This window comes from Allorhizobium ampelinum S4 (genome assembly GCF_000016285.1).
GTDB classification, from domain to species: Bacteria; Pseudomonadota; Alphaproteobacteria; order Rhizobiales; family Rhizobiaceae; genus Allorhizobium; species Allorhizobium ampelinum.
The window spans coordinates 1,119,795-1,145,977 of the sequence record NC_011988.1; the positions used below are offsets into that span (position 1 = coordinate 1,119,795).

Consider the following 26,183-nt stretch of genomic DNA (forward strand, 5'->3'; position numbering starts at 1 on the left):
ACTATCTCCCGTCTTTGCTCGCGGCCTTGCGGCCAAAAATGTCGCCAAGCAGTGTGGTGAGCTTCGGATCGAAAATACCAATGGCAAGGATCAGCACGGTGCTGACAATGGCGTCACTGTAGTAGTAGGGGATGGCAAGCAGGGTGAAGCCGTTCAGCATGGCCGACATCAAGAGCGCCCCGGCAAGCGTCGCTGGAATGGAGGGGGAGCCGAACAGGGCAGCCCCCAGGTAAACAGCGGCAAAGGCTGGCATCATCAGCTGGTTGCCCGCCGTGACATTGGCCGCCCCCGATGAGGCAACCAGCAGCGTGATGGCAAGACAGCTCAGCGCGCCGCAAAGGCCGAAGGCCGTCAATATATAGGTCTTCACCCGGATGCCGGAAAACACTGCTGAACGCCGGTTTTCGCCCGTGGCATAAAACGCCCTGCCAAAACGGGTACAGTGCAGGATAACGAAAGCCACGATGGCCGTTGCCAGCAGGATGACCACGGGCATGTCGAGCGCCAGGAATTTCGAATCGTTCAGGTCGAGAATGCCCGACATGAAGAAGTTTTCCGAAATCGATGTGCCGTTGCTGTAGAAATAGGACAGTCCCACAGCCACGCCGCCGGTGGCGATGGTGGTGACGATGTCGGGCAGGCGCAGATAGGAAATGACCGTGCCGTTGATCAACCCGGCCATCAGCCCGACGCCGATGCCGCCCAGCACGCTCGCAGACAGGCTGTAGTCATTGGCAAGCAGCCAGCCGAGTGTCATCGCGCCCAACGAGGCAACGCCTGGAAAGGAGAGGTCGAAATGGCGAACGACGATGACGAAGGTCAGTCCGATGGCCGTCAAGCCGTTGACCGACATATGGCGCAGCAGGGCATGCAGGTTGTTTTCACTGAGATAGGTGGGCGCAAAAGACTGGAAGACCACAGCGATGACGCAGAGCAGGATCAGGAAGGCAGCCAGCCGCAAGGCAAGTGGTGAGGATTTGAACGAGGCAATCATGTACGTGCTCCCATGATTCCGGCAGACAGAAGCTGGTCGCGGCTGGGGCGTTGGTCGGCGACGGCGACGGGGCGGCCCTTGTAAAGGGCGATCATCCGGTCGGCGACGCCATGCACTTCGTCGCAGTCAGATGAAATCACCAGCACGCCCGCATGCTGCGACAATTCCCGCATCAGCGCATAGAGCGTTGCTCTTGCGCCGATATCGACGCCCACCGTCGGCTCAACAAAGATATAAATGTCAGCATCGCGGTAGAGGCCCTTGGCGATCACGATCTTCTGCTGGTTTCCGCCGGAAAAGGCACTGGCCGGGCGGTCCAGCGTCAGCGGATGAAGAGCGACGCGCCGGGCCAATTGTTCGGAAACCTTGCGGCTGGAGGAGAATTTCAGGAGCCCGCCTAAAAACGAGGCTTTCTTCAAATGCGCCAGCGTCATGTTGAAAATCACGTTGCGTGACAGGGTCAGGCCTTCCGTGCGGCGATCACCGGGAACCAGGAAAATACCCTTGCGTAAGGCGTCATGCGGGTCTTTCAACGTCACCGACTTGCCCTTGATGCGGATCGTGCCTGCGTCTGGCCGGATGACGCCGAACAGCGCCTTTGATAATTCATCGGCACCGGAGCCGACCAGGCCGAAAATGCCGAGGATCTCGCCGCGCCGCAGGGTGAAGCTTACGCCGGAAAATAGGCCAGGCCGTTCAAGACCTTCGACTTCCAGAAGTGCTTCCCCTGCGGCGCTCGCGGCCTTGGGAGGAAAGATATTGCCCGGCTTTTCGTCCAGCATCAGTTCGGGAATGGATATGTTGCTGTCGCGCGCCTCACGGCAGGTGAAGGTGGCAACGCGCTTTCCTGCCCGGAACACCGTGAAGCGGTCGCCGATCTCGAAAACCTCTTCCAACCGGTGGGTGATGTAGATAATGGCGATGCCTGCCGCCTTCAGATGCCGCATCAATTGGAACAGGGAGGTCTTTTCGCGCTCGGTCAGCGTCGAGGTTGGCTCATCGAGAATCAGGATGCGGATATCCTCGCGTCTGAGCGCATGCAGAATGGCAACAATTTCCCTGTCAACGGCGGGCATTTCGCCGACGCGCTGGTCAAGATCGACGTCGATGGGAAAGCGTTTCAGCAGCAAAGCCGCTTCGGTCTTCAGAGCTTTGCGATCTATAAGGCGGCCAAGACCCATCCTGTTGGATTCCTGACCGAGAAAAATGTTTTCCACCCCTGTAAAGTCATCGACCAGTTCCGGATGCTGCTGCACAGAGGCGATGCCGCAGGCAATTGCCGCTGCCGGGCTGCCGAGTTCCACCGTCGCCCCGGCGATGGCGATTGTACCGGCATCCTTTGAATAGACGCCGGAGAGGATCTTGATCAACGTCGATTTGCCCGCGCCATTGATGCCGAGCAGAGCGTGGATTTCGCCCGCGTCCAGCGAGAAATCGACATTGTCCAGCGCTTTGACGACGCCGAACCGTTTTTCGATTCCCTTCATGTCGAGAATGGCTGTCATATCCTGCACCTACGCCTTTCCGGCTGTATTTCTGTAGCCGGCAGGCCTGGTGGGCCTGCCGGAGTGACAGATCAAAGCGCGCGCGCCCAGCCAAGTTTGATGGCTTCACCCGGCTGGTCGTAATTGTCGGGAATATCCTTGAGGGGCTTCAGACTGTCTTCTGTCACCGCATAGGACGGCGTGATGACGAAGCGCGGTGCCTTGCGGCCTGCCACGACTTCATGGGCATAAAAGGCGTTCATATAGGCCATTTCGTAGAAGCTCTGCGCCATGGTCATGGCAAAGGGCGAACCGGCCTTGATATATTCAAACGACTGGCGGCCACCATCGATGCCGGTGATGAACACTTTGCGGCCTGCGGCGCGAATGGCGAGCGTGCCTTCTGAGGCTGCGCCATCCCAGGCGCACCAGATGGCGTTTAACTCAGGATTGGCCGTCAGGATATTGTCCACCACCTGCCGGGGCGTCGTCGTGCCGCCCAAGGCAAAGGCGATTTCCGAGACGATCTTGATATCGGGAAAGCGGACGAAGACCGATTTTGCGCCCAAGGTGCGCTGGTCCCAGGATTCGTTGGAAGGCAGGCTGACGAGCGCGACCTGTCCTTTGCCGTTCAGCCGTTTGGCAATATATTCCGCCCCGGCTGCCCCGAGGCCGAAATTATTCGACATGGCGGTGGATGTTACCGTGGTGTTGGGCACATAGCTGTCACCGCAGAAAATTGGAATGCCGGAGGCAACCGCAGCCTGCACGGCAGGCGAGATCGCGGCGGCATCGGCTGGTGTGATGAAGATGGCCGCTGGTTTTGACGCCACGAAGGAGGCGATCTGATCGGCCTGTTTCTTGATGTCGTAATTGGCATCGGCGATAGTCAAGGTTCCGCCAAGGCGCGAGACGGCGTCCTTATAGCCATTGACGATATGGCGACCCGATTCCCAGACGGTCCAGCCCAGTGAGGCACAGAATTTCAGGTCTTCTGCACCGGCCAGCCGTGGCCTGCTCAGGGCGGCAGCCACCGTGAGTGCTGCGCCAGCACTCAAGACGCCACGACGGCTCAGTTTCAGATCACCCATAAACCGGCCGCGATCCTTGGTTTCCTCGAATTCAGACATTATGTTCTCCTCCCACTCGATTGTTGTCGTTTGCCTCGGTTTTCAGGCCGATTCCTGGAGCAACGCCAGGTAATCCTCACGGCTGGCGAGCCGGGGATTGGTGGCGTGGCAATGGTCTTTCAGGGCTTCTCCGGCGATTTTTTCCATCATCGCGTCCGTCACACCCATGGCTTTCAGGCCGGAGGGCATGCCGATATCCTGGTTCAGCGCTGCGGTGACCTCATCCGGCGCACCGCCCATGATGTCTGCCATCATCTCCCATTTCTCGCCGATGACCGAGCGGTTGAAGCGCAACACGGCGGGCATCAGCACGGCATTCAGCGTGCCATGGTGCAGATTAAGCTCGCGGATCGCGCCCAGCGGATGGGTCAGGGCATGGACAGCACCGAGACCTTTCTGGAACGCCATTGCTCCTTCGAGCGCAGTCATCATCATGTCCCAGCGGGCCTGCCGGTCACCTCCATTGGCAACCACCTTGCGAATGGCCGGAAAGCCCCGCTTCAATCCGTCGAGCGCAATGGCGTCGGCAGGCGGATTGACGGAGGGTCCCATATAGGTTTCCAGGCAATGGGAAAGAGCATCCATGCCGGTTGCCGCCGTCAGGAAGGGCGGCAGGCCATAGGTCAGTTCCGGATCGCAGAGCGCAATGGAGGGCAGCATGTGGCCGCTCAATATACCAAGCTTGCGGCCTTCCTTGGTGATGATGACGGCAGCGCGGCCCACTTCCGAGCCAGTGCCTGAGGTGGTCGGCACAGCTATCATCGGACATATGCGCCCATGGATTTTTGAGGCACCGCCTTCGACCGCCGTATATTGCGCCAGTGGTGCGGCGTGGCCAGTCAAAAGCCGGAGGGCTTTTGCCAGGTCCAGCGATGACCCGCCGCCGAGCCCGACAATGCCGTCGCATCCGGCGCTTTTATAGAGGTCATAAGCTTGGGTAACAGCCTCTTCCGTCGGATTGGCTGGAGTGCCGTCAAACACCGCGGGTGTTTCATCAAACAGGCCGAGGACTTTCGCAACCAGACCAGTCGAAACCAGTCCTTTGTCGGTTGCAATCAGCGGCTTTTTCACGCCGAGTTCAGCCAGCAACGCAGGCAATGTGGAAATTGCGCCCTCGTTGAATTCAATCCGCGTCAAATAATTGATTGTCGCCATGATCCGCTTGTATCCATTGTTTGTCAGCCGAGGTGAGACACAGATCTCCCGTCGCCATTGCATCACGCAACGCGCAAACAGTGTCGGCCAGAATCGTCATTCCCAAATTTTGAAAGCGCCTGCCGGCCTCCTCGCCAGCTCGGTTTAGTCCTCCTGGCTGCGGGCTGAAAATTTCACTTGCGCCCTCAACCAATATATGAGTTATCTAAGTCAGATGATTATTCGCCTGTCAACAGGCTTTCGAAAACTTCTCTTCTCGTGCTAAAAGCCCTGATAATAACGAGATTGATATGCGTACGGAAAAAATGAAGACAATTCCAAAGGCTGAACAGATATATTGGTTGTTGCGGCAAGCCATCGTCCATCTAGAGATGCAACCGGGCGCGATTATCTCCGAAAAGGACCTCTGCGCCGAGTTTGGTGTGTCGCGTACCCCGGTCAGAGAGGCCTTGCAGCGGCTGGCGGATGAGGGTCTGGTGGACGTATTTCCTCATTCCGGCACCTATGTCAGCCGTATTTCCTTCACCGTCGCGGAAGAGGGGTTTGTCATTCGCCGTGCGTTGGAAATCGAAAGTGTTAGAAAGGCTGTGGCCAATGTAACAGATCGCGACGTTGCGCAGCTGAAGTCGATCATCACGCAGATGCAGGCCATCCTCGATAGCGACCAGTTGGACAAATACCTGGATTGTGACGATGCCTTTCACAGTGCCATTGCCACGATCAGCGGCTATCCGCGTATCTGGAAGTTCATAACGCTCGCCAAGGTTCATCTCGACCGGATGCGCCAGCTCAGCGCACCTGTGCCGGGCCATCTGGCTGTGGTGACCGAGCAGCACGACACGATCGTGCGGGCGCTGGCCAGCCGCAACGCTGATCAGGCCGAGTTGGCCATGCGCATCCACCTCGATTCCTCCTTCGCCGTCATGGCCAAAATGCATGAGGACCAGGGCGCACTCTTTGATGGAAAGGAAGGCTCATGACAGTGACTTCGGTTTCTTCGCCGCTGCTTAGGCTCAATATGCGCGACAATGTTGCCGTTGCCCGGCTGACGCTGGAGCCGGTGGCGCTGCCCGAACTTGGCGGCGCGCAGCTCTCGACCCGGATCACCCAGGGACACAAGGTTGCCATCACGGCCCTTCAGCCGGCGCAGGCCATCATCAAATATGGCCAGATCATTGGCTTTGCCACGCAGCCGATTGCGGTTGGTGACCATGTTCACACCCACAATATGGCGATGGGGGATGTGGAGCTGGCCCACGAGTTTTGCGTGGACGCGCAGGAGCCTGTTTTTGTGCCAGAGCCTGCGACGTTTATGGGGTATCGGCGAGAGAATGGCGAGGCTGGCACCCGCAATTACATCGCCATCGTCTCTTCCGTGAACTGTTCCGCCACCGTGGCCAAGGCCGTGGCGCAGCATTATGCACAACCGGGCAGGCTTGACGATTTCGCCAATGTCGATGGGGTCATTGCGCTCACCCATGCAGGCGGCTGTGCCATCAATACCGCGACCGAGGGTTATCTCTATCTCACCCGCACGCTGGCCGGTTATGCCACCCACGCCAATGTCGGCGGCGTGGTGATGATCGGCCTTGGCTGCGAAACCAACCAGATTCCGGCTTTGCTTGCCGCTCATGGCCTCACCGAGAGCGATAGATTTCACACGCTGACCATTCAGGCGACCGGCGGCACACGCAAATCCATTGAAGCCGCGATTGCAGCCATCAATTCAATGTTGCCTGTCGTCGATGCCTTGGAGCGCACGCCGCAACCGGTGTCGAAGCTGAAATTGGCGCTCGAATGCGGCGGATCGGATGGGTATTCCGGGATTTCCGCCAATCCGGCGCTTGGCTATGCTGCCGATCTGCTGGTGCGCCATGGTGGAACCGCTTGCCTCGCCGAGACACCGGAAATCTACGGTGCCGAACATTTGTTGACCCGGCGGGCCAAAAGCCCTGATGTGGCACAAAAGCTGCTGGAGCGCATCGAATGGTGGCGCGATTATGCGGCGCGGGGCAGGGCGGAGCTGAACAACAATCCATCCCATGGCAATAAGGCCGGTGGGCTGACCACAATTCTGGAGAAGTCGCTGGGTGCGGTGGCCAAAGGCGGCACGACCAGGCTCAACGCCGTCTATGAATATGCCGAGCGCATCGTGGAACCCGGCTTCGTCTTCATGGATACGCCTGGCTATGACCCGATTGCCGTGACCGGCCAGGTGGCGGGCGGCTGCAATGTCATCTGTTTCACCACTGGGCGTGGTTCGGTTTCCGGCTTCAAGCCGGCGCCATCCCTGAAGCTTGCCACCAACACACCGATGTATGAGCGGATGCAGGAGGACATGGACCTCAATTGCGGCACCATCGTCACCGGCGATGAGACGGTGGAGGCGGTCGGGCAACGGATTTTCGAAGCCGTGATCGCCACAGCCTCGGGCGAGCGCACAGTGAGCGAGATCTACAATTACGGCGACAACGAATTCGTCCCCTGGCAGGTCGGCGCGATCATGTAACACCAACGAGCATTTGAGCATCTTCAAGCCTTGGTAGAAAAGCGCCTTTCGGAGGAGAAAGGTATTCATTCGGACGCAGGTGCAAGCAAGAGCAGGCACGGGAGAGAGACATGAGTGAGTTGAAGCGATTTTACGACGTGATCATTATTGGATCAGGTGTCGGCGGCGGCGCGCTGGCGAACCGGCTGGCGGAATCGGGCCGCAATATCCTGATGATCGAACGTGGCCCACGGCTGCCACGCGAAGACGACAACTGGAGCGTCGATGCGGTTTTTCACCAGAAAAAATATGCAACGACCGAAGAATGGCGCGACAAGGATGGTCAATCTTTCCGCCCCAGCACGTTTTATTATGTCGGCGGCAACAGCAAATTCTTCGGTGCGGCGACCCTGCGCTTTCGCCGGGAGGATTTCGAGGATTTGGCCCATGAAGGCGGCATTGCCCCGGCCTGGCCGGTTTCCTACGATGAGTTTGAGCCTTATTATGCTGTGGCCGAACGGTTGATGGGGACGCATGGAACGGCGGGCATCGACCCGACCGAGCCGCCACGCTCCGGCCCCATGCCGCATCCGGCCATTGGCCATGAACCGGAAATCGCCTTCTTCGAAAAAAAGCTGAAGGAAAGGGGACTGCATCCCTTTCCGTTGCCGATTGCCATTGATTACCATCAGGGCGGCAGCTGTATCCGATGTCGGACCTGTGACGGCTTTGCCTGCAAGCTCGGCGCCAAGGGGGATGCGGAGGTGCGCCTCGTCAATCCGGCGCTCGCCCGTGGCAAAGGTAAGATCGAGCTTGTCACGGAAGCCTTTGTACATCGTTTGCTGACCGATCCGACTGGCAAGAGGGTGACGGGTGTTGAACTGACCCATGCGGGTGAGAAAAAGCTGATCGAAGCCGACCTGTTCGTCTCCAGTGCAGGTGCGATCAATTCGGCAGCCCTTCTGCTGCGATCAGCCAATCAGGCCCATAAGCGCGGCATCGGCAACAGCATGTCCGACCAGCTCGGCCGCAATTACATGGCGCATAACAATACGGCGTTGATGGCGATTTCGCCCTTCAAGAAGAACCGGGTCATCTTCCAGAAATCCATGGCAATCAACGATTATTATCTCGCCAATACCGAAAAACCTTATCCGCTTGGCAATATCCAGGGGCTTGGCAAATTGCAGGGCGGCATGCTGACCGCTGGTGCGGCCTGGGCGCCGGAATGGTTGATGTCGATCTTCGCCGACCGCAGTGTCGATTGGTGGCTGATGTCGGAAGACCTGCCCGATCCTGAAAACCGCGTCACCGTCGATCCGGATGGCCGCATCCGTTTGAGCTATACGGCCAACAATCTCAAATCGCACAATGAATTGGTGAAGGTTTGGTCACGGCATATGCGCGCGTTGGGCTATCCGCTGATCATCACCAACAAGATGGACATCAAGGTGTCCATGCATCAATGCGGCACCGCACGCTTTGGAAAGGCACCGGAAACCTCGGTTCTGGACACGCATTGCAAGGTTTGGGATGTCGATAATCTCTATGTCGTCGATGCGTCCTTCCTGCCGTCCTCCACCGCCGTCAATCCGTCGCTGACCATTGTCGCGCAGGCGCAGCGGACCGCCGAACATATTCTGGCCCAATGGGGCGAAACCGCCGTTACGCCACAGGCTTCACCAACCGTGGCCTGATCGGCAAAAACAAGACAGATAGGGAGGAGCCTACATGTCAAACACAGCATCCGATTACCGTCAAATGTTCGACCTGACCGGACGCAAGGCCATTGTGACCGGTGGGTCGCGGGGCATTGGCAAGGCGCTGGCCGAGGCGCTCGCGGCCCATGGGGCAGATGTCGCCATTGTCGTGCGCTCAACGCTGGATCGTGCCGAAGAACTGGCCGCCAGCCTGAGCGCGCAAGGGCGCGACAGTTTTGCCCTGCAAGCCGATGTCGCACAGGAGGCAGATGTCGAGCGCATGACCCAGTCGGTGGTTGATCGCTTCGGGCGTATCGACATTCTCATCAATAATGCTGGTATTGTGCTGCCCGCGCCAGCAGAGGATTGCAGCCTCGACCAGTGGCGCCAGACCATGGCGGTCAATCTGGATGGCGTTTTCCTTGTCTCCAAACATGTTGGACGGCAAATGATCGGGCAGAAAAGCGGCTCGATCATCAATATTGGCTCGATGTCGGGGCGGATCGTCAACTGGCCCTTTCGTCACGCCGCCTATAACGTCTCCAAGGCGGGCGTCCATATGCTGACCAAGGCGCTGGCAACGGAATGGGCTGAACACAATATCCGCGTCAACGCGATTGCGCCGGGCTATATTCGCACCGAGCTGACCGACGACGTGCTGCGGGAACATCCCGATGTGGTCAGGGATCATTGGGCAAAAGGTGCCGTGCAAAACAGAATCGGTTCCGTCGAGGAACTGGCCGGTTCGGTGGTCTATCTGGCTAGTGATGCCGGTTCCTTCACCACAGGCGAAATCATCACGATCGATGGCGGCTTGACGCTGCGTTGATCATTGCATTTTTAGAAAAAGGATAAAACCATGACTTCAAGAGGCTATGGTGGACCGCTGCGGTATGTTCAGGGACCGGGTGTCATCAATGAAATCGGGCTTTATATCGCGCCGCTGTCAAACTCGGCACTGATCGTTATCGATGGGTTTTTCTGGGATACTCTTCGCCCAGAAGTGGAAAAAAACCTTGATGCCCATGGGGTGAAAAGCCATTTCATGAAATTTTGCGGCGAATCCACGGATAAGGAAGTTGAGCGGGCCGTGAGCCTCGGCAAAACAGCTGGTGCTGGCGTTGTTATTGGGATTGGCGGCGGCAAGGCGCTCGATACGGCCAAGATTTCCGCGCTTCATATTGGTGCACGCACGGTAACTGTCCCCACCATCGCCTCGACTGATTCCCCAACCAGTGCGCTGGGCGTGATTTACAGCGAGGACGGGGTCTACGACCGGGTGGTGCGTTGTGGCCGCAATCCGGATGTGGTTTTGGTGGATAGCGCCTTGATTATCAAGGCTCCGGTCCGGTTTCTGGTCGCGGGCATGGGCGATGCATTATCGACCTGGTATGAGGCGCGCTCCAATTTTGAAAGCCATTCAAACAATTATATCGGCGATGGCTATGGAACCACGGCGGCGGGGGCAGCCATTGCCCGGCGTTGCCATGAGGTCCTGATGCGTGATGGCCGGGCCGCTTACGCTGCCGCCATTGATGGCAAGCTGACGCCTGCGGTGGAAAATATCATTGAGGCCAATACGCTTTTGAGCGGTCTTGGCTTTGAAAATTGCGGTGTCTCCGGTGCCCACGGCATCCATGATGCGCTGACCGTGCTGGAGCCGACCCATCATTTCTTCCACGGCGAAAAGGTTGCTTTCGGCATTATCGGCCTGCTGGTGCTGGAAAACCGTCCGTTGGATGAGATCAACGAGGCCATCGACTTCTGCCAGGACCTGAAATTGCCGACAATGCTTGGCGATCTCGGGCTGGAGACGGTCACAGCGGAAGACCTGCTGAAAGTCGGTGAGATTGCTATGGCTCCAGCCAGCGTCATTCACTCTGTCCCGGTTAAACTGACACCAAGACTGATTGCAGATTGCATCTGGACAGCGAGTAAGCTGGCCGAGACTCGCAAGCAGTCGAGGGCGGGGAGGGTGCTTTGATGCTCCTGCAAGACCTTGGAAGGCTTATGCCTGCGCTGCTTTTGCGGCATTGGGAAATGTGACCGATACTGTCAGGCCGCGCCCCTCGGATGTGTCTTGAAGCGTGAGTTTGGCATTGAAGAGATTGGCGATTTCCTCAACGATTGGCAGGCCAAGGCCCAAACCCGGGGAGGGGTTGTGTTCCCCCCGGGCGAACCGTTGGCGCACGATGCTGCGTCGATCGGGAGCAATACCCGGACCATTGTCTTCGACGATCAGGGAAACGTTTCGCATGTCGTGGCGGATGCGCACGGTGACTTCCGCGCCATTCCCTGCATAGGCAAGGGCATTGGCGATCAGATTGCTGAGCAATTCTCCGATCAGTAAGGGTTCAGCCAGCACGAAAGCAGGGCCATCCTGCCCCTCGAACCCGAGATCGATACCGGCATCGGCGGCGCGTGGCACATGATCAGCGGTGATCGATTGAGACAGTTGGACAAGATCGATCCGGGGCGATATTTGTGGCTCGTTGGAACTGGCAGCGTCGATACGGGCCATCAACAGCAGTTGCGCCAGAATGTGTTCAGCGTGGGCGAGCGCCTCATCGCCTTTGCGCGCTGCCGATTGCGCATCACCAAGACTTGTGGCGCGGGCAGACAGCGCCAACTGTGTCCGGATGATCGCCAGCGGCGTGCGCAATTGATGGCTGGCATTGCCGGTGAAATGGCGAAGGGCATCCAGCGCCGATTGCAGCCGGACCATGAAGGAATTGACGGTTTCGACAAGGTTTTCGACTTCGCTTGGAACGGATTGCTCGATGGGATGCAGATCGTTCGGACTGCGCTCGGCAATGGCCTCTCCTAGCCGGTAAAGCGGGCGTAGCGAATAGGTGACAGCGACCCAGACAATCGCGCCAGCACCGGCAATCATCAGCAAAAGCCGCAAAGCCGAGCGCAACAGAATGGCCTGGGTGAGCTGATTGCGCGCAATCGTCGTCTCAGCCACGGTCACCACGAAGGGCAGCGAATCGATACCGGTCGAGGCAGACCGTTGCAGGGCCGCGATGCGGATCGGCTCGTTGCGGAAAGCAGCGTCCATATACACAGCCGATTGCCCCTTGAAATCGGAAACTGTCGGTAAGTTCTGGTAACCGGTGATGAAGCGGCCACCAGGGCCGTCGACGCGGTAGAATACCCGGTCCTGCGCTCCTGATGTCAGCATTTCCAGCGCGACATAGGGGATATCGACCGCCAACTCTCCATTTTCCGAGACGATGACCCGTTCGGCAATCGCCAATGCGGACCCGGCCAGAACCCGGTCGGAGACTGTATCGGCAGTTTTGACGGCCTCGTAATAGGTATCGATCAGGGCGACGGCACCGATGAGTGCAGTTGATAGCAGCAACCAGCCCAGCAAACGGCGACGGAGCGAGTAGGCGACCCCGGTCATGCCGTCTCGGTCAGGGTTTTTTCGAGGTAGTAACCGATGCCGCGCGCAGTGCGCACGGTGAGGCCGTGAGGCGCAAGCCGTTTGCGCAACCGGCTGGCATATTGTTCTATGGCATTGGCGCTGAGATCGTCGTCAAAGGCCGCCAGCGACTGAATGATAGCTTCCTTCGCCACGACTTTGCCCGCCCGCATGAAAAGCACTTCCAGCAGTCCCAGTTCCCGGGCGGGAATGTCGAGGGGCACGCCTGCTGCCGAAAAGCTGCGCGAATTCAAATCGAGCGAAACCGCTCCGTAGCTGACCATCGAAGACCGCAGTCCGGCCTGCCGACGCAACAACATGCGCACCCGTGCTTCGAATTCGCCAATATCGAAAGGTTTGATCATGTAGTCGTCAGCGCCGAGATCCAGGCCTTTGACCTTGTCTTCCGGTGTGCCGCGCGCCGTCAGGATCAGGATTGCCACCTTATCATGGCGGGCGCGTACGCAGCGCAGCACCTCTATGCCGTCCATTTCCGGCAGGTTGAGGTCCAGAATGACAAGATCGAAATTTTCAGTCGCAATCGCGGCGTCAGCAGACGCGCCGTCGCTGACGGTATCGACCGCATAGCCGGTGCCGCGCAGAATGGCAGACAGGCCATCGGCCAGAGCCTTATTGTCTTCAACGAGCAAGATGCGCACCGGGGAATACCTCCTGAGTCACTGCTCTAGCATTTTATATTTGGTCTGGAATACGATGAAACGCTGAAAATGACACTTCGCATTCCACCTCGAGGTCTTTTGAAGCATTTATGCTCTGGTGCCGTCCATGGTGCTTGTGAACAACGCTGGGCTGCGGCATGATCCGTCTATGCGTTTTATCTTGTGTATTTCAATCCTGCTGGGCCTAGCCTTGCCATACGTGGCCGGGACAGCGGTTGCCAGCCCCGTATTATTTCCTGCCTTGTCGGGTAATGCGAAAGCTCCCGAGCTGCTTGTCTATTCTTCGCTTGATGAGCCGATGGCAAAGCAGATCATTGCGGGCTTCCAGGCGAAAAATCCCGATATCGCGGTGCGCTACGAGGACATGCTGACCAGCGAAATCTACGACCGGATCGTTCAGGAAACCGATGCGGGCAAGACAACAGCGGATTTTGCATTTTCATCGGCGATGGATCTGCAAGTCAAGCTCAGCAATGACGGCTATGCCCAGCGCAGTGACCTGCCGATGAGCGCAAGCTGGCCCGCCTGGGCAAATTGGCGCAACACCGCCTATGCTCTCACATTCGAACCTGCGGTTTTCGTCTACCACAAGCCGAGTTTCGCCAATCAGAAGCCGCCCTCGACGCGGGCGGAGTTCGTGGATTACCTGAAAAGCCAGGGAAATGCCGTCTATGGCCGGATTGGAACCTACGATATCGAGCGTTCAGGGGTCGGCTTTCTGTTCATGGCCCGCGACCAGGAACAATTTGGCGATATCTGGTCGGTGATCCGCAGCATGGGCACGGCGGGCGTCAAGCTCTACTCCAACAGCTCGGCCATTCTGGAGCGCGTCGCCGATGGGCGATTCGTGCTTGGCTATAATATTCTGGGCTCCTACGCTGCCGACTGGGCGTCGCGCCATCCCGATGTCGGCATCGTGCTGCCCAAGGATTATACCGTGGTGATGTCACGTATCGGACTTGTGCCACAGGCGGCTGCATCGCCGGAACTTGGTCGGCGCTATCTGGAATTCTTCATGTCGAAGGAAGGGCAGGGCATCATGGCGCGTGAGCTGCATATCGCGGCGGTTAGTCCCGATGTCGGCGGCGAAAACACTGCCAATACCATGCAATCCCTGCTGGGCGCACAGCTGCGGCCCGTGCCCGTCAGTCCCGGATTGATGGTCTATCTCGATCAGGTCAAGCGTATGCGTCTCATCGCCCGCTGGAACGAGGTTTTGCGATTGCAATAACCCATTGAATTGTGGGGCGTGCGCCGCCGCTTGATAAAACGCAGTGCAATGTCAGCTCGATGACAGCTTTGTATGGTGCGTTCCAGGTCTCGATTATCCGTGGAGGCGGATGATTGCGGCTTGAGGGAGGATACTCAAGGGATGGACGAGCACGGTGTCTTGCCGCGGCTTGCAGGAGGGTCCCGTGACACACTCTTCCTTCGGCATCGACGAACATTGCGCATAGAGGCGCACTCGAAGGAGGACATTATTTTGAAGCAGTTCATTCTCGCAACCATCCTGGCCGGGGCCATGGCGCTGCCGGTCGCAGCGGCCGATTACACCATTATCGCACCTGCCAATCCCGGCGGCGGCTGGGATCAGACGGCCCGCTCGCTCCAGACCGTCCTGCAAAAGGAAGGCATTTCGAAGCGGGTTCAGGTTCAGAATGTGCCAGGTGCTGGCGGCACCATCGGTCTTGCGCAATTCGCAAGCCAGCAAAAGGGCAAATCCAATGCCCTGATCATCGGCGGCTATGTCATGGTGGGCGCAATCCTGACCAACAATGCGCCGGTGACGCTGAAGGACGTAACGCCGATTGCCCGCCTGACCGGCGAATATGAGGCGGTCGTGGTTCCTGCTTCCTCGCCGATCAAGAATGCTGCGGACTTGGTTGCTGCGCTGAAGGCAGATCCGGCCAAGGTTTCCTGGGCAGGTGGTTCTGCCGGCGGTGTCGATCATATCGCAGTTGGCCTGATCGCCAAGGCCGCTGGGGTCGATCCGACCAAGATCAACTATATCGCTTATTCCGGTGGTGGTGAGGCATTGGCCGCTATTCTCGGTGCGCAGGTGACGGCGGGTATTTCCGGCTACGGGGAATTCGAATCCCAGGTCAAATCGGGAACGCTGCGGCTGATTGCTATTTCGAGCGCCGAGCGGATCGCTGGCATCGATGCGCCGACGTTGAAAGAATCCGGTCTTGATGTCGTGGTTGAAAATTGGCGCATGGTGGCTGCCGCTCCTGGGCTGTCGGCCGAACAGAAAGCTGCTGTTTCTGCCGATATTGATAAACTGGCCAAGTCCGAAGGCTGGAAAGACCTGCTGAAGACCAAGGGCTGGCAGGATACCTATCTGGCGGGCGATGCTTTCAACGCGCAGCTCGACAAGGACATCGCCGCGACCTCGACAATCCTCAAAGATATCGGTCTGGTGAAATGAGCACCGGCCCTAACCCCTTGACCAATGAGAAGCGCCGCCCTGACTGGGCGGCGCTTGCAATCGCAGTGTTTCTCGTTGCCATCGCCGGTGTCATTCTATGGGACTCTGCCCGGCTTGGCGCTGTGGCAGGCTACTCGCCCGTCGGCCCCGCGACCGTTCCCTATGCAATCGCGATCTGTTTGATCGGACTGGCGATCTGGACCGTGTTTGAGGCATGGCGCGGTGAGTTTCCTGAACGCGAAAAGCAGGAAATCGCCCCGGTGATCTGGGTCGTGGGTGGTTTGGCCGCGCAGATGCTTCTGCTCGATGTTGCGGGCTTCTCCATTGCGACCGGTCTTCTTTTTGCTGCCACTGCCAGGGCCTTCGGCAAACGCAAATTGTGGTTCTCGATACCAATAGGTATAGCGCTCAGCCTTGCGGTCTGGCTGGTCTTTGCTGGCCTGTTGCAATTGTCGCTGCCCGCCGGGCCGCTGGAAAATCTGTTTTTCTGATACCCGACAGGGACTTACCTTCATGAGTACATTTGAATTCCTGATGCAGGGTCTTGTCGTTGCAATGCAACCCATGAACCTGTTCTATGCCTTGATCGGGGTGACGCTTGGAACCGCCGTTGGCGTGTTGCCGGGTATCGGACCCGCCCTGACCGTGGCGCTGCTGCTGCCCGTGACCTATCAGCTGGATCCTGCTGGCTCGCTGATCATGTTTGCCGGTATTTATTACGGCGGCATGTATGGCGGCTCAACCACGTCGATCCTACTCAACACGCCGGGAGAAAGCGCTTCGATTGTCACGGCATTGGAGGGCAACAAGATGGCTCGGGCCGGGCGCGGTGGCCCCGCTCTGGCAACGGCTGCCATCGGATCGTTCGTGGCCGGGCTTCTGGCAACGATTGCCTTGGCGCTTGTCGCCACGACCATCGTCAAGCTTGCACTGGTGTTTGGCCCACGCGAATATTTCGCGCTGATGGTTCTGGCTTTCGTGACCGTGTCCTCTGCATTCGGTGACTCGGCATTGCGCGGATTGACCTCGCTTTTCATTGGCTTCACGCTGGCGATTGTCGGCATCGACCAACTGACGGGCCAGACCCGAATGAGTTTCGGCGTGCCAGACCTGCTTGATGGTGTCGAAGTTACAACGCTGGCGGTTGCCATGTTTGCCATTGGCGAGACCTTGTACATTGTCGCCCAGGGTAATCTTGGCCCCGATAAGGTCGAGGCGGTCAGAGGATCGGTCTGGATGAGTGCGCAGGATTGGGCGCGATCCTGGAAGCCTTGGTTGCGTGGTACTGCTATCGGGTTTCCGATTGGGGCTATGCCGGCTGGCGGCGCCGAGATCGGCACCTTCCTGTCCTACGCTACCGAAAAAAAGCTGACGAAATATCCTGAGGAATTTGGCAATGGTGCCATCGAGGGTGTGGCTGGTCCTGAAGCGGCCAACAATGCTTCGGCTGCCGGAACATTGGTGCCTCTGCTGACGCTTGGCTTGCCGACCACGGCAACCGCTGCCATCATGCTGGCGGGTTTCCAGCAGTTCGGCCTTCAACCTGGTCCTTTGCTGTTTGCCACCAATCCGCAATTGGTCTGGGGCCTGATTGCCAGCCTGTTGATCGCCAATTTCATGCTGCTGGTTTTGAACCTGCCGTTGATTGGTCTCTGGGTCAAGCTGCTGACCATCCCGAAGCCCTGGCTTTACGCTGGCATCCTGCTGTTTGCCACACTCGGCACGATTGGTGCCAATCCGTCGGTGTTTGAGCTTGGCATGTTGCTGGCGTTCGGAATTCTTGGCTATGTCATGCGCATCTTCGGTTATCCTATCGCGCCTGTCGTTATCGGCCTCATTCTTGGACCACTGGCAGAACAGCAATTGCGTCGGGCGCTGGCAATAGGGCAGGGCGACTTTACGGTGCTGTTTATGTCGCCGATTGCTGTTGGTCTTTTCCTCGTGGCTGCCGCGGCCTTCTTCATTCCGCTGATCATGAGAATCAGAGGGCGTGGGCAGGTTCTTTCGCAGCTTGCTGCCAACGAAGATTGAGTTTCAGTCCGGGCGAAAATGAACAGCCAACAGCCCCCTGCGCCATTATGGCGCAGGGGGCTGTTCTGTTTCATTCGAGCAAATTCTCTGCAAATCTCTCTCAAAATGGGCGAGTTCAGGCATTTCAATGCGCGAAAGAAGCGATGTTATTGGCTATACCCATAAAATCGGAGGGGTAGATCTGTTCGATCTGTTCAGGCTGCATGGCTACAGTGCGTTTGTGTGCATTGAAACAAGCTAATGGAAGGCCCATTTTTCCTCTGTAAGATTTAACAAGGAAAGAGAACGAAAATGGCTTCCCTCCCCCGTAAAGGCTTTATCGGTCGTGCCATCGCCGTGTTCGGCGCAGCAACCGCCGCTGCCGCGGCTGTTGATGGGCATCGCCAGCCGCGTGACCGCGACCTGCGTCTTCTGGGTATCGATCCCCTAAGCTTCAGCAATATCAAACGCGCTGACTGATTTTTTTCATATCCGCTTGTAAAAGCCCGCCAGTTGAACCAACTGGCGGGCTTTTTGTTGTAGGAAAAGCTTTTGTCTTATGCAGTGAAGCTTTTCAGCCCTTCTGGTGTTCGCGTTTGTTGTAACGGATCGATGACCAGAGCGAGATGCCGATCAGCGCTGCACCGCCGAGGCCGGTGATTACTTCGGGAATATGCACCAGCGTCTGGCAATACATGATCACCGAGAGGATCAGGATTGCGTAAAAAGCGCCGTGTTCCAGATAGCGATATTCCGCGAGTGTGCCTTTTTCAACCAACATGATGGTCATCGAGCGCACATACATGGCGCCGACACCAAGGCCGATGGCAATCACGAACAGGTTTTGGGTGAGCGCAAACGCACCAATCACACCGTCGAAGGAGAAGCTGGCGTCGAGCACTTCCAGATAGATGAAAGCGCCAAGACCACCTTTGGCCGCCGCGCTCATCGTCTGCTGCGACGCATCGAGCAGGCCACCGACCAATTCGACCGCCAGGAAGGTCAACAGGCCATAGATGGCGCTGTAAAGGAAGGTAATCGCTTCCGCTCCCTCCAGAAAGGACGAAAACAGCAGGATCAGCACCAGGACGAAGGCCACTTCGATACCCTTGATGCTCGCATATCTTGCCATATGCTTTTCGATAAAGGCGATCCAATGGACGTCTTTTTCCTGATCGAAAAAATAGTTAAGGCCAACCATCATCAGGAATGTGCCGCCGAAAGCAGCAATCGGCAGATGTGCTTCATTCATGATTCTGGCGTATTCCGCCGGTTCAGCGGCTGCCAGTTTCAGCGCTTCGATCGGACCAATCTGGGCCGCGATGGCGACGATTGCCAAGGGGAAAATGATCCGCATACCAAACACGGCGATCAGGATACCCCAGGTCAGAAAGCGTTGCTGCCAAACCGGGGTCATTTCCTTCAGCTTGTTCGCATTGACAATAGCATTGTCAAACGAAAGCGAGATTTCCAGAACAGCGAGAACCGCACAGATGAAAAAGACGCTGGCCATGCCGCCAAGCGTGCCTGTCATGTTCCAGCCGAGCCAGGCACCGAGAGCAAGACCGGCGATGGTGACAATAAAGGCCCATTTGAAATAGCTGAGAACGGAATTGGACGAGGTTGCCGTGCTCATGTCCGCACCTCCAAAACACGATGGAAACGCGGGGTGGCGCGTGAACGACCACCGGCCATGCCGGATGGATCACGCGAAAAACACGTGGATGAAATTGTCATTGCGTTATAATCCGCCGGCCATGATTGCTGGCGGTACCGACATCACGAGAGCGCCGTAAACTCTCGCCAGAGGGGCCCGGCACCATAAGTTCACTCCGCAGAGACCGATGTCTGGCAATGCGGCAGCATATGTTAACTACCAGCCATGCGAGCAAGGTCAAGTGCTGTTGTGTAAATGCAAACAACCATCGCGCAGATAGGCATTCGTAAGATCTGATCAAACGACGCTAAAGACGAAAAAGGTGGAGAAATCATCCTCCACCTTCATCTGTCGTCTTGCCGGTTGGATACCGGATTACGCCCGCTCCAGCGCCACTGCGATGCCCTGGCCGACGCCAATGCACATGGTGGACAGCGAGTAGCGTCCGCCCGTCAGAGACAATTCCAGTGCCGCCGTGCCGGTAATCCGCGCGCCGGACATGCCGAGCGGATGGCCAAGGGCGATAGCGCCGCCGTTGCGGTTGACACGTGGATCGTCATCGGCAATGCCAAGCTGGCGCAGGGTTGCCAACCCTTGAGAGGCAAAGGCCTCGTTCAACTCGATTACATCCAACTGTTGTTGAGTGAGGCCGAGTCGGTCCAGCAGCTTCTGGCTGGCGGGGGCAGGGCCAATGCCCATCACCCGGGGCGGCACACCGGCAGTCGCTCCGCCCATAATGCGGGCAATCGGGGTCAGGCCATATTTGCGGGCGGCAGCTTCAGAGGCAATGATCAGCGCGGCTGCCCCATCATTGACACCGGAGGCATTACCAGCGGTGACTGAGCCGCCTTCCTTCTTGAAAGGCGTGCCAAGCTTTGCCAGCGTTTCAATTGTCGTGGCACGGGGGTGCTCATCCTTGTCCACGATGACCGGATCGCCCTTGCGCTGGGGAATGGTGACCGGGGTGATTTCTTGCCCCAAACGACCATTGGCCTGCGCTTCCGATGCCTTGTTCTGGCTTCTGACGGCAAACGCATCCTGGTCTTGGCGGGAGATCTTGTAATCTTCAGCAACATTTTCGCCGGTTTCCGGCATGGAATCGACGCCATATTGCTTTTTCATCAGCGGATTGACGAAGCGCCAGCCGATGGTGGTGTCGTAGATTTCGGCATTGCGGGAAAAGGCGGTCTCTGCCTTTGGCATGACGAAAGGCGCCCGGCTCATGCTTTCGACGCCACCGGCAATCATCAGTTCCGACTCGCCGGATTTAACAGCGCGGGCTGCTGCGATCACGGCATCCATGCCTGAGCCACAAAGCCGGTTGATGGTCGTGCCGGTCACTGAAACCGGTAGGCCTGCCAGCAGCAACGACATGCGCGCCACATTGCGGTTATCTTCACCGGCCTGGTTGGCGCAGCCGAAGATCACGTCATCGACGGCTTCCCAGTCCAGATTGGCGTGTTTAGCAAGGAGAGCCTTGAGTGGTACCGCGCCAAGGTCATCGGCGCGAACGGAGGAAAGTGCTCCGCCAAACCGGCCGATGGGGGTGCGGATATAATCGCAGATAAATGCTTCGGTCATTGGGGTTCCTCAAAGCGCGGGTACAGTGAGATCGACAATCGGCCCATCCACGTGTAGCTTTGCGCCAGTCATTGCCTGCAATTCGTCCAGCGTCATGGCGGCGAGCATTTCACGCACCACGAAGTGACCCTTGGCGATATCGATCACGGCATGGCTGGTATAGACACGGGTAATGCAGCCGACGCCGGTCAACGGGAAGGTGCATTTGTCCAAAAGCTTGAACTCACCCTTCTTGCTGACATGTTCGGTGATGACGAAAACCTGTTTTGCGCCATGCACCAGATCCATGGCACCGCCCACGGCAGGCACGCCTTTGGAGCCAACACGCCAATTGGCGAGATCACCATTTTGCGCGACCTGATAGGCACCGAGAATGGCGACATCCAGATGGCCGCCGCGCACCATGGCAAAGCTGTCGGCATGGTGGAAAAACGCAGCGCCCGGTTTCAGCGTAACCGCCTTTTTGCCTGCGTTGATCAGGTCCCAGTCTTCCTCGCCTTCCGGCGGGGCTTCGCCGAAATTCAGGATGCCGTTTTCCGTGTGGAAAATCGCCTGACGGCCCGGCGGCTGGTATTGCGCCACCATTTCGGGGAAGCCGATGCCGAGATTGACATAGGCGCCATCGGCAATATCCTGAGCGGCGCGCCAGGCGATCTGGGCGTTGGAGAGCTTGATGTCTTCGCGGGTGTCTATTGTCATGCGTAGGCCACTCCGGCGCGGATCAGCGCTTCTTCCTGTTGCGGATTGGCGACTTCAACGACGCCATCAATGAAAATGCCGGGCGTAACGATAATTTCGGGATCGATCTCGCCAGGGGCAACAATCTTCGAAACCTGTACTATGGTTTTGGTCGCGGCCATGCACATCAACGGATTGAAATTGCGGCCAGCCTTGCTGTAGGTCAGGTTGCCATGCAAATCGCCGAGATGGGCTTTGACAATGGCGAAATCAGCCTTCAGCCAGCGTTCCTGTACGTAATGGCGGCCATCGAACTCGGCAATCACCTTACCTTCGGCAAGTTCGGTGCCGTAACCGGTTGGCGTATAGAAAGCCGGAATTCCAGCCCCGCCAGCGCGAATGCGCTCCGCGAGCGTGCCTTGTGGCACCAGCTCCAGCTCGATTTCGCCGGCCAGATAGCGGTCAGTGAAGGCGCGTGGATCGGAAGAGCGCGGAAAGGAGCAGATCATCTTCTTGACCATGCCCGCATCAATCATTGCGGCGATGCCAATCCGGCCATTACCGGCATTGTTGTTGATGACCGTCAGGTTCTTCGGCCCCTTGTCGATCAGGGCGTGAATGAGTTCAATAGGCGCGCCGGAGCCGCCAAAGCCGCCGATCATGACGACGGCACCATCATGTATACCGGCAACGGCGTCTGCCGTGCTGGCGATAGTCTTATCCATGGGATTCTCCCGTTTGCGATTGCGCCAGAGGAAAGTCGGGCGCGCCTCCGACATGGAAGATAGGACCGGACCGATGACCTCGCAACAGATTTGTGCGATAATTGACATTTGTTCGAATAACGCACAAACTGCATGTCAACGAGGAGGGCATGATGCGCGAAACGGATATCATGGGCGGGTTTGCCAAAGGCCTGAAGATCATCGAGGCTTTCGAGGAGGCCGCACCGCGCCTGTCCATCGCAGAGGCAGCAAAGCTGTCGGGCCTGGACCGGGCAACAGCCCGCAGATGTCTGCTGACGCTTTCCCAGCTGGGCTATGCTGATTACGATGGGAAATTCTTCTCCCTGACGCCAAAGATCCTGCGGCTCGGTCACGCCTGGCTCTCCGCCACCCCATTGCCTGCCATTCTACAGCCGCATCTCGATCAGCTCAGTGAGAAAGTCGGTCAAAGCGCGTCGGCGAGCGTTCTGGATGGGACGGAGATCGTCTACATCGCCCGAGCGTCACAACGGCGCATTATGTCCATCAACCTCATGCCGGGAAGCCGCTTGCCAGCCTATTCCGCCTCCATGGGGCGGGTTTTGCTGGCCGGAGTGAGCGATGCCGAGGTCATGGCCGTTCTGGAGGCGTCGGTGTTGAAGGCCAATACGGCTTTCACCCGAACCGATCCGGAAGACCTTATGGCCGAAATCGCCCATGTGCGGCGCCAAGGCTATGCAATCATCGATCAGGAGCTGGAAATCGGCCTGTGCTCTATTGCCGTACCGGTTTATGACAGTCGCGGCCAGATGGCAGCGGCGATCAATATCGGCGCGCCAGCCGCTCTTATCCCCGCGTCGGAAATGGCTGAGCGTTACCTTCCAGCGCTGCTGGCGACACAAGCTATTCTGAAGCCGTTGCTGCGCTGATCTCTGCCTGCGCGCGGTCGCTCAGGTTTTGGAGTTTTTGTCGTTCCGCGAGGCGCCAGGCCCGTGGTGTGAGGCCGGTTTCCCGGGTGAAAAAACGGGTGAAATAGGCGGGATCGGTAAAGCCGTGGTTGAGCGCGATAGCCTGAATACTGGTTTGGCTGAAGATCAACTCCTGCTGGGCGATTTCCAACTGCTTGCGAGCGATCAATTGTTGCAGAGTTGCGCCGGTTCCCGCTTTGGCAAGCCTGTTCAGATGGGTCGGCGAAAGGCCCATTTCCCGTGCATAGAAAGCAGCAGTCTTGTGGCTGCGAAAATTGGCAGCAATCAGTGCGGCAAGCTTTTCCATCCGCCGGTCATTGGCCGTCAGTGTCATCAGGTCTTGGGATGCGTCCGGCGCGGCCTGCCTTGCCAGCAGAAGCACGACGGTCGCAAGATAGGCCTCAAGCAATCCGTTGCGGCCCGGCTTTGCGCCAGCATATTCGTCGGCGATCCGCTCCATCAACAGGCTGATTTCGATTGCGCACGGCTCGCCTTCCAAAGGCATATGGAGAGGCAGGGGCAAAGCCTGTTTCAGGCTGGTTCGAACGGCAAGCGGCAGGGCGGCTGGCAAAACGGTGATGATCATGCCCTTAATGCTACGCGAAAACCGGAATCCATGGCTAAACAGCGGTGGAACGACGATGGCGGCTGGTGGGGTGATGGCTATCACCTTGCCGTCCAGTGTTGCATCTCCCTGACCCTCTGAAATGTACAGAATTTGCAGAAAGTTCTCATGGCGGTGGAGGTCGATCTCGAAGCGATAGAGGCTGCTGCGGGAAAAAAGTGTTTCGCAATGCAGCAAAAACTCACCGGAAACCTCGGTTTTTTCGCCATATAGCTTGTAAGTCGGTATGGCAGCCATGGTCGCAGCATCCTTCGTTGATGGTCAAATAGTGCAAGTTTTGGATTGAAAAGTCCATTGAGCTGACGACCCGAAACGATCAATTTCTTGACCACGAGCAAATTCGGGAGGAATTCATGCGTACTCAAGTCGTCATTATTGGCTCAGGCCCCTCTGGCTTGTTGCTGGGACAATTGTTGCATCTCAAAGGCATAGAGACCGTCATCATCGACCGTGTTGGCCGCGACTATATTCTTGGTCGGGTCCGCGCCGGCGTGCTCGAACAGGGCATGGTGGGCATGCTGGAAAAGGCCGGTGCTGCCGATCGCCTCCATCGCGAAGGTCTGCCGCATGACGGTTTTTCGCTGGCATTCGATGGGCGTGATCACCGCATCGATCTTTTCAATCTGACCGGCGGCGACCGGGTTATGGTCTATGGCCAAACCGAAGTGACCCGCGATTTGATGGACCAGCGCGACGCTGCCGGTGCTTTGACCATCTACGATGCCGCAAACGTTGAACCGCATGATTTCTCGGGCGAAAGCCCCTATGTCACCTATGAAAAAGATGGCGTAAGCCACCGGATCGACTGCGATTTCATCGCTGGCTGTGACGGGTTCCACGGCGTTAGCCGCAAATCCGTGCCCCAGGGCGCAATCAAGGAATTCGAGCGGATCTATCCTTTTGGCTGGCTGGGTGTGATGGCCGAGGTGCCACCTGTGGCCCATGAACTGATCTACGCCAACCATCCGCGTGGCTTTGCGCTGTGTTCCATGCGGTCTAACACCCGTAGCCGCTACTATGTGCAGTGCCCGCTGGACGATAAGGTTGAAGACTGGAGCGATGACCGGTTCTGGGATGAGTTGCGCCGTCGCCTTCCGGCAGAACATGCCGAAGCCATGGTGACCGGGCCATCCTTCGAGAAATCGATTGCGCCGCTACGCTCTTTCGTCACCGAACCCATGCGGTTCGGTCGGTTGTTCCTGGCTGGGGACGCCGCGCATATCGTGCCACCAACCGGTGCCAAAGGGCTTAATCTCGCTGCCAGTGACATCCATTATCTCAGCGAAGGCCTGATTGAATTCTATGGCGATAAGTCGAGTGCCGGGATTGATGATTATTCGGTACGGGCGCTGGCTCGCGTGTGGAAGGCTGTGCGGTTCTCATGGTGGATGACCACCATGATGCACCGTTTTCCTGATACCGGCGATTTCGGGCAGCGCATTCAGGAAGCCGAGCTGGATTATCTCGTTCATTCTCGTGCGGCGTCTACGTCATTGGCTGAAAACTATGTCGGCTTGCCTTACTGATCAGGCGATCAAGGCATAATGGCTGCTGCCGCATCACGGATTGCTTGCATAAGCAGTGATTGCGGCAGCGTTGCCATGGCATCGGCGCGGACGGTCAATCCGACCGGGCCGCGCGTCGGGGAGCAGTCTATCGGAAGGGCGCAAATCGTCCCTTCTGCTATGTCGCCCGCCACGACACCCTCGGAAATGACCCAGACGGCATCGCTGATTTTCAGAAAGGCGCGACCGAAGGAATCGGAGACCGTTTCGATCTGGTTGGGCAGGGTGGCAACGCCGTTGGCGATCAGGAAATAGTCAACCAAGGGACGGATGATCGAGTTGCGGGTCGGCATCAGTACCGGAAAATCACGCATCCGCTCAAACGGCGCCGTTTCTCCCGTCAACAACGGATGGCCCGCCCGGACGACGAAAACCACGGGTTCTGAATAGAGATGCTCGAAGGAAAATCCCGCCATTTTCTCCGGTGCCGCCAGCCTTCCGACCACGAGATCCAGTTCTCCAATGCGCAATTGTTCGAGCAGAACCGAGTTGTCGCCGGTGACGATCTTGATCGGGCTTCCGGTGTTCTCCGCCAAGAACGCCGTCATGGCTTGGGGCATGATGCGGGTGGCAACAGTTGGTAGCGCGCCGACCCGCACCGGCGGCCCGGCTTTGGCGGCCTCCTGCGAAACCGAATCAACCGCATGACGCAGAGCAGCCAGCGTTGCGCCCGCATGACGCAGAAAGACCTCACCATAGCGAGTGATGCGGATGCCGCGCCCCTCGCGCTCAAACAGGCTGACGCCTAAGATTTCTTCCAGCTCACGAACCGTTTTGGTCACAGCGGGTTGGCTGACATGCAGCAGATTGGCGGATTTCACCACGCTTTTTTGCCGCGCAACCTCGACAAAGGTCTGAAGATGACGAAATTTGATGCGCTGATCGATCATAACTCTCATAACCCAC

Annotated in this window: 24 protein-coding genes; 12 read left to right on the forward strand and 12 right to left on the reverse strand. The window is 57.8% G+C overall.

Translation table 11 applies throughout. From position 1 onward, the window contains the following. Position 1: 1 nt before the first annotated feature. The 4 genes from AVI_RS22065 to AVI_RS22080 form a co-directional block, all read right to left on the reverse strand. On the reverse strand, positions 2-994 hold the full coding sequence (locus AVI_RS22065) for an ABC transporter permease (protein WP_012654345.1): 993 nt from the start codon (positions 992-994) through the stop codon (positions 2-4). Next, the gene (locus AVI_RS22070) at positions 991-2,499 is read right to left on the reverse strand and encodes a sugar ABC transporter ATP-binding protein (protein ID WP_012654346.1); all 1,509 of its coding nucleotides are present in this window, start codon (positions 2,497-2,499) and stop codon (positions 991-993) included. Before AVI_RS22070 ends, AVI_RS22065 begins: the two co-directional genes overlap by 4 nt. A gap of 71 nt (positions 2,500-2,570) precedes the next feature. Continuing rightward, on the reverse strand, positions 2,571-3,608 hold the full coding sequence (locus AVI_RS22075) for a sugar ABC transporter substrate-binding protein (protein ID WP_012654347.1): 1,038 nt from the start codon (positions 3,606-3,608) through the stop codon (positions 2,571-2,573). Between the two features lie 42 nt (positions 3,609-3,650). Then, positions 3,651-4,763: an iron-containing alcohol dehydrogenase gene (locus AVI_RS22080; RefSeq protein ID WP_012654348.1), complete on the reverse strand. Its 1,113-nt coding sequence runs from the start codon at positions 4,761-4,763 to the stop codon at positions 3,651-3,653. Between the two features lie 290 nt (positions 4,764-5,053). Here AVI_RS22080 and AVI_RS22085 point away from each other — a divergent pair, with 290 nt between their 5' ends. The 5 genes from AVI_RS22085 (at position 5,054) to AVI_RS22105 (ending at position 10,935) form a co-directional block, all read left to right on the forward strand. After that, positions 5,054-5,743 (forward strand): GntR family transcriptional regulator, encoded by a 690-nt coding sequence (locus tag AVI_RS22085; RefSeq protein ID WP_012654349.1) that lies wholly within the window; start codon positions 5,054-5,056, stop codon positions 5,741-5,743. Continuing rightward, positions 5,740-7,272, forward strand: coding sequence for a UxaA family hydrolase (locus tag AVI_RS22090; RefSeq protein ID WP_012654350.1), 1,533 nt, complete (start codon positions 5,740-5,742; stop codon positions 7,270-7,272). The genes AVI_RS22085 and AVI_RS22090 overlap by 4 nt, the downstream gene beginning before the upstream one ends. Before the next feature lie 110 nt (positions 7,273-7,382). Then, entirely contained in the window at positions 7,383-8,948 is a 1,566-nt protein-coding gene (locus AVI_RS22095) for a GMC family oxidoreductase (RefSeq protein WP_012654351.1), read from the forward strand. 34 nt (positions 8,949-8,982) lie between these two features. Then, positions 8,983-9,780 carry an SDR family NAD(P)-dependent oxidoreductase gene (locus AVI_RS22100; RefSeq protein WP_012654352.1) on the forward strand — a complete coding sequence of 266 codons (798 nt, stop codon included), beginning with the start codon at positions 8,983-8,985 and terminating at the stop codon, positions 9,778-9,780. Positions 9,781-9,810: 30 nt separating this feature from the next. Next, a complete protein-coding gene (locus tag AVI_RS22105) occupies positions 9,811-10,935 on the forward strand; it encodes a glycerol dehydrogenase (protein ID WP_012654353.1) in 1,125 nt (374 codons plus the stop codon). Between the two features lie 24 nt (positions 10,936-10,959). Here the strand turns inward: AVI_RS22105 and AVI_RS22110 are convergent, their stop codons facing one another. Further along, a complete protein-coding gene (locus AVI_RS22110; RefSeq protein ID WP_012654354.1) occupies positions 10,960-12,363 on the reverse strand; it encodes a sensor histidine kinase in 1,404 nt (467 codons plus the stop codon). Beyond that, positions 12,360-13,040 (reverse strand): response regulator, encoded by a 681-nt coding sequence (locus AVI_RS22115; RefSeq protein ID WP_012654355.1) that lies wholly within the window; start codon positions 13,038-13,040, stop codon positions 12,360-12,362. The genes AVI_RS22110 and AVI_RS22115 overlap by 4 nt, the downstream gene beginning before the upstream one ends. A 169-nt stretch (positions 13,041-13,209) precedes the next feature. Here AVI_RS22115 and AVI_RS22120 point away from each other — a divergent pair, with 169 nt between their 5' ends. From AVI_RS22120 to AVI_RS31190, 5 genes are all read left to right on the forward strand, one after another. Then, positions 13,210-14,292: an ABC transporter substrate-binding protein gene (locus tag AVI_RS22120; RefSeq protein WP_041699048.1), complete on the forward strand. Its 1,083-nt coding sequence runs from the start codon at positions 13,210-13,212 to the stop codon at positions 14,290-14,292. A gap of 252 nt (positions 14,293-14,544) precedes the next feature. After that, complete coding sequence (locus tag AVI_RS22125) at positions 14,545-15,489, forward strand: Bug family tripartite tricarboxylate transporter substrate binding protein (protein ID WP_012654357.1); 945 nt, start codon at positions 14,545-14,547, stop codon at positions 15,487-15,489. Beyond that, entirely contained in the window at positions 15,486-15,980 is a 495-nt protein-coding gene (locus AVI_RS22130; RefSeq protein ID WP_012654358.1) for a tripartite tricarboxylate transporter TctB family protein, read from the forward strand. Before AVI_RS22125 ends, AVI_RS22130 begins: the two co-directional genes overlap by 4 nt. A 22-nt stretch (positions 15,981-16,002) precedes the next feature. After that, entirely contained in the window at positions 16,003-17,520 is a 1,518-nt protein-coding gene (locus tag AVI_RS22135; RefSeq protein ID WP_012654359.1) for a tripartite tricarboxylate transporter permease, read from the forward strand. Between the two features lie 291 nt (positions 17,521-17,811). Then, positions 17,812-17,979 (forward strand): hypothetical protein, encoded by a 168-nt coding sequence (locus AVI_RS31190; protein WP_012654360.1) that lies wholly within the window; start codon positions 17,812-17,814, stop codon positions 17,977-17,979. 94 nt (positions 17,980-18,073) lie between these two features. Here the strand turns inward: AVI_RS31190 and AVI_RS22140 are convergent, their stop codons facing one another. The 4 genes from AVI_RS22140 to AVI_RS22155 all read right to left on the reverse strand — a co-directional run bounded on the left by AVI_RS22140 (position 18,074) and on the right by AVI_RS22155 (position 22,140). Continuing rightward, complete coding sequence (locus tag AVI_RS22140; protein ID WP_012654361.1) at positions 18,074-19,135, reverse strand: DUF475 domain-containing protein; 1,062 nt, start codon at positions 19,133-19,135, stop codon at positions 18,074-18,076. Positions 19,136-19,531: 396 nt separating this feature from the next. After that, positions 19,532-20,737 carry a 3-oxoadipyl-CoA thiolase gene (gene pcaF / locus AVI_RS22145; RefSeq protein ID WP_012654362.1) on the reverse strand — a complete coding sequence of 402 codons (1,206 nt, stop codon included), beginning with the start codon at positions 20,735-20,737 and terminating at the stop codon, positions 19,532-19,534. Between the two features lie 9 nt (positions 20,738-20,746). Continuing rightward, positions 20,747-21,436, reverse strand: a complete 690-nt coding sequence (locus AVI_RS22150; protein ID WP_012654363.1) for a 3-oxoacid CoA-transferase subunit B — start codon at positions 21,434-21,436, stop codon at positions 20,747-20,749. Continuing rightward, positions 21,433-22,140 (reverse strand): 3-oxoacid CoA-transferase subunit A, encoded by a 708-nt coding sequence (locus tag AVI_RS22155; RefSeq protein ID WP_012654364.1) that lies wholly within the window; start codon positions 22,138-22,140, stop codon positions 21,433-21,435. Before AVI_RS22155 ends, AVI_RS22150 begins: the two co-directional genes overlap by 4 nt. Positions 22,141-22,292: 152 nt before the next feature. Here AVI_RS22155 and AVI_RS22160 point away from each other — a divergent pair, with 152 nt between their 5' ends. Then, a complete protein-coding gene (locus AVI_RS22160) occupies positions 22,293-23,048 on the forward strand; it encodes an IclR family transcriptional regulator (protein ID WP_041698666.1) in 756 nt (251 codons plus the stop codon). On the opposite strand, the gene AVI_RS22165 is transcribed toward AVI_RS22160, so the two are convergent. Beyond that, positions 23,023-23,949, reverse strand: coding sequence for a helix-turn-helix domain-containing protein (locus tag AVI_RS22165; RefSeq protein WP_012654366.1), 927 nt, complete (start codon positions 23,947-23,949; stop codon positions 23,023-23,025). The two genes, AVI_RS22160 and AVI_RS22165, sit on opposite strands and share 26 nt — an antisense overlap. A gap of 116 nt (positions 23,950-24,065) precedes the next feature. Here AVI_RS22165 and pobA point away from each other — a divergent pair, with 116 nt between their 5' ends. Beyond that, positions 24,066-25,238 carry a 4-hydroxybenzoate 3-monooxygenase gene (gene pobA, locus AVI_RS22170; RefSeq protein ID WP_012654367.1) on the forward strand — a complete coding sequence of 391 codons (1,173 nt, stop codon included), beginning with the start codon at positions 24,066-24,068 and terminating at the stop codon, positions 25,236-25,238. Between the two features lie 8 nt (positions 25,239-25,246). On the opposite strand, the gene pcaQ is transcribed toward pobA, so the two are convergent. Further along, on the reverse strand, positions 25,247-26,167 hold the full coding sequence (gene pcaQ, locus AVI_RS22175) for a pca operon transcription factor PcaQ (RefSeq protein WP_041698668.1): 921 nt from the start codon (positions 26,165-26,167) through the stop codon (positions 25,247-25,249). Between the last annotated feature and the right edge of the window lie 16 nt (positions 26,168-26,183).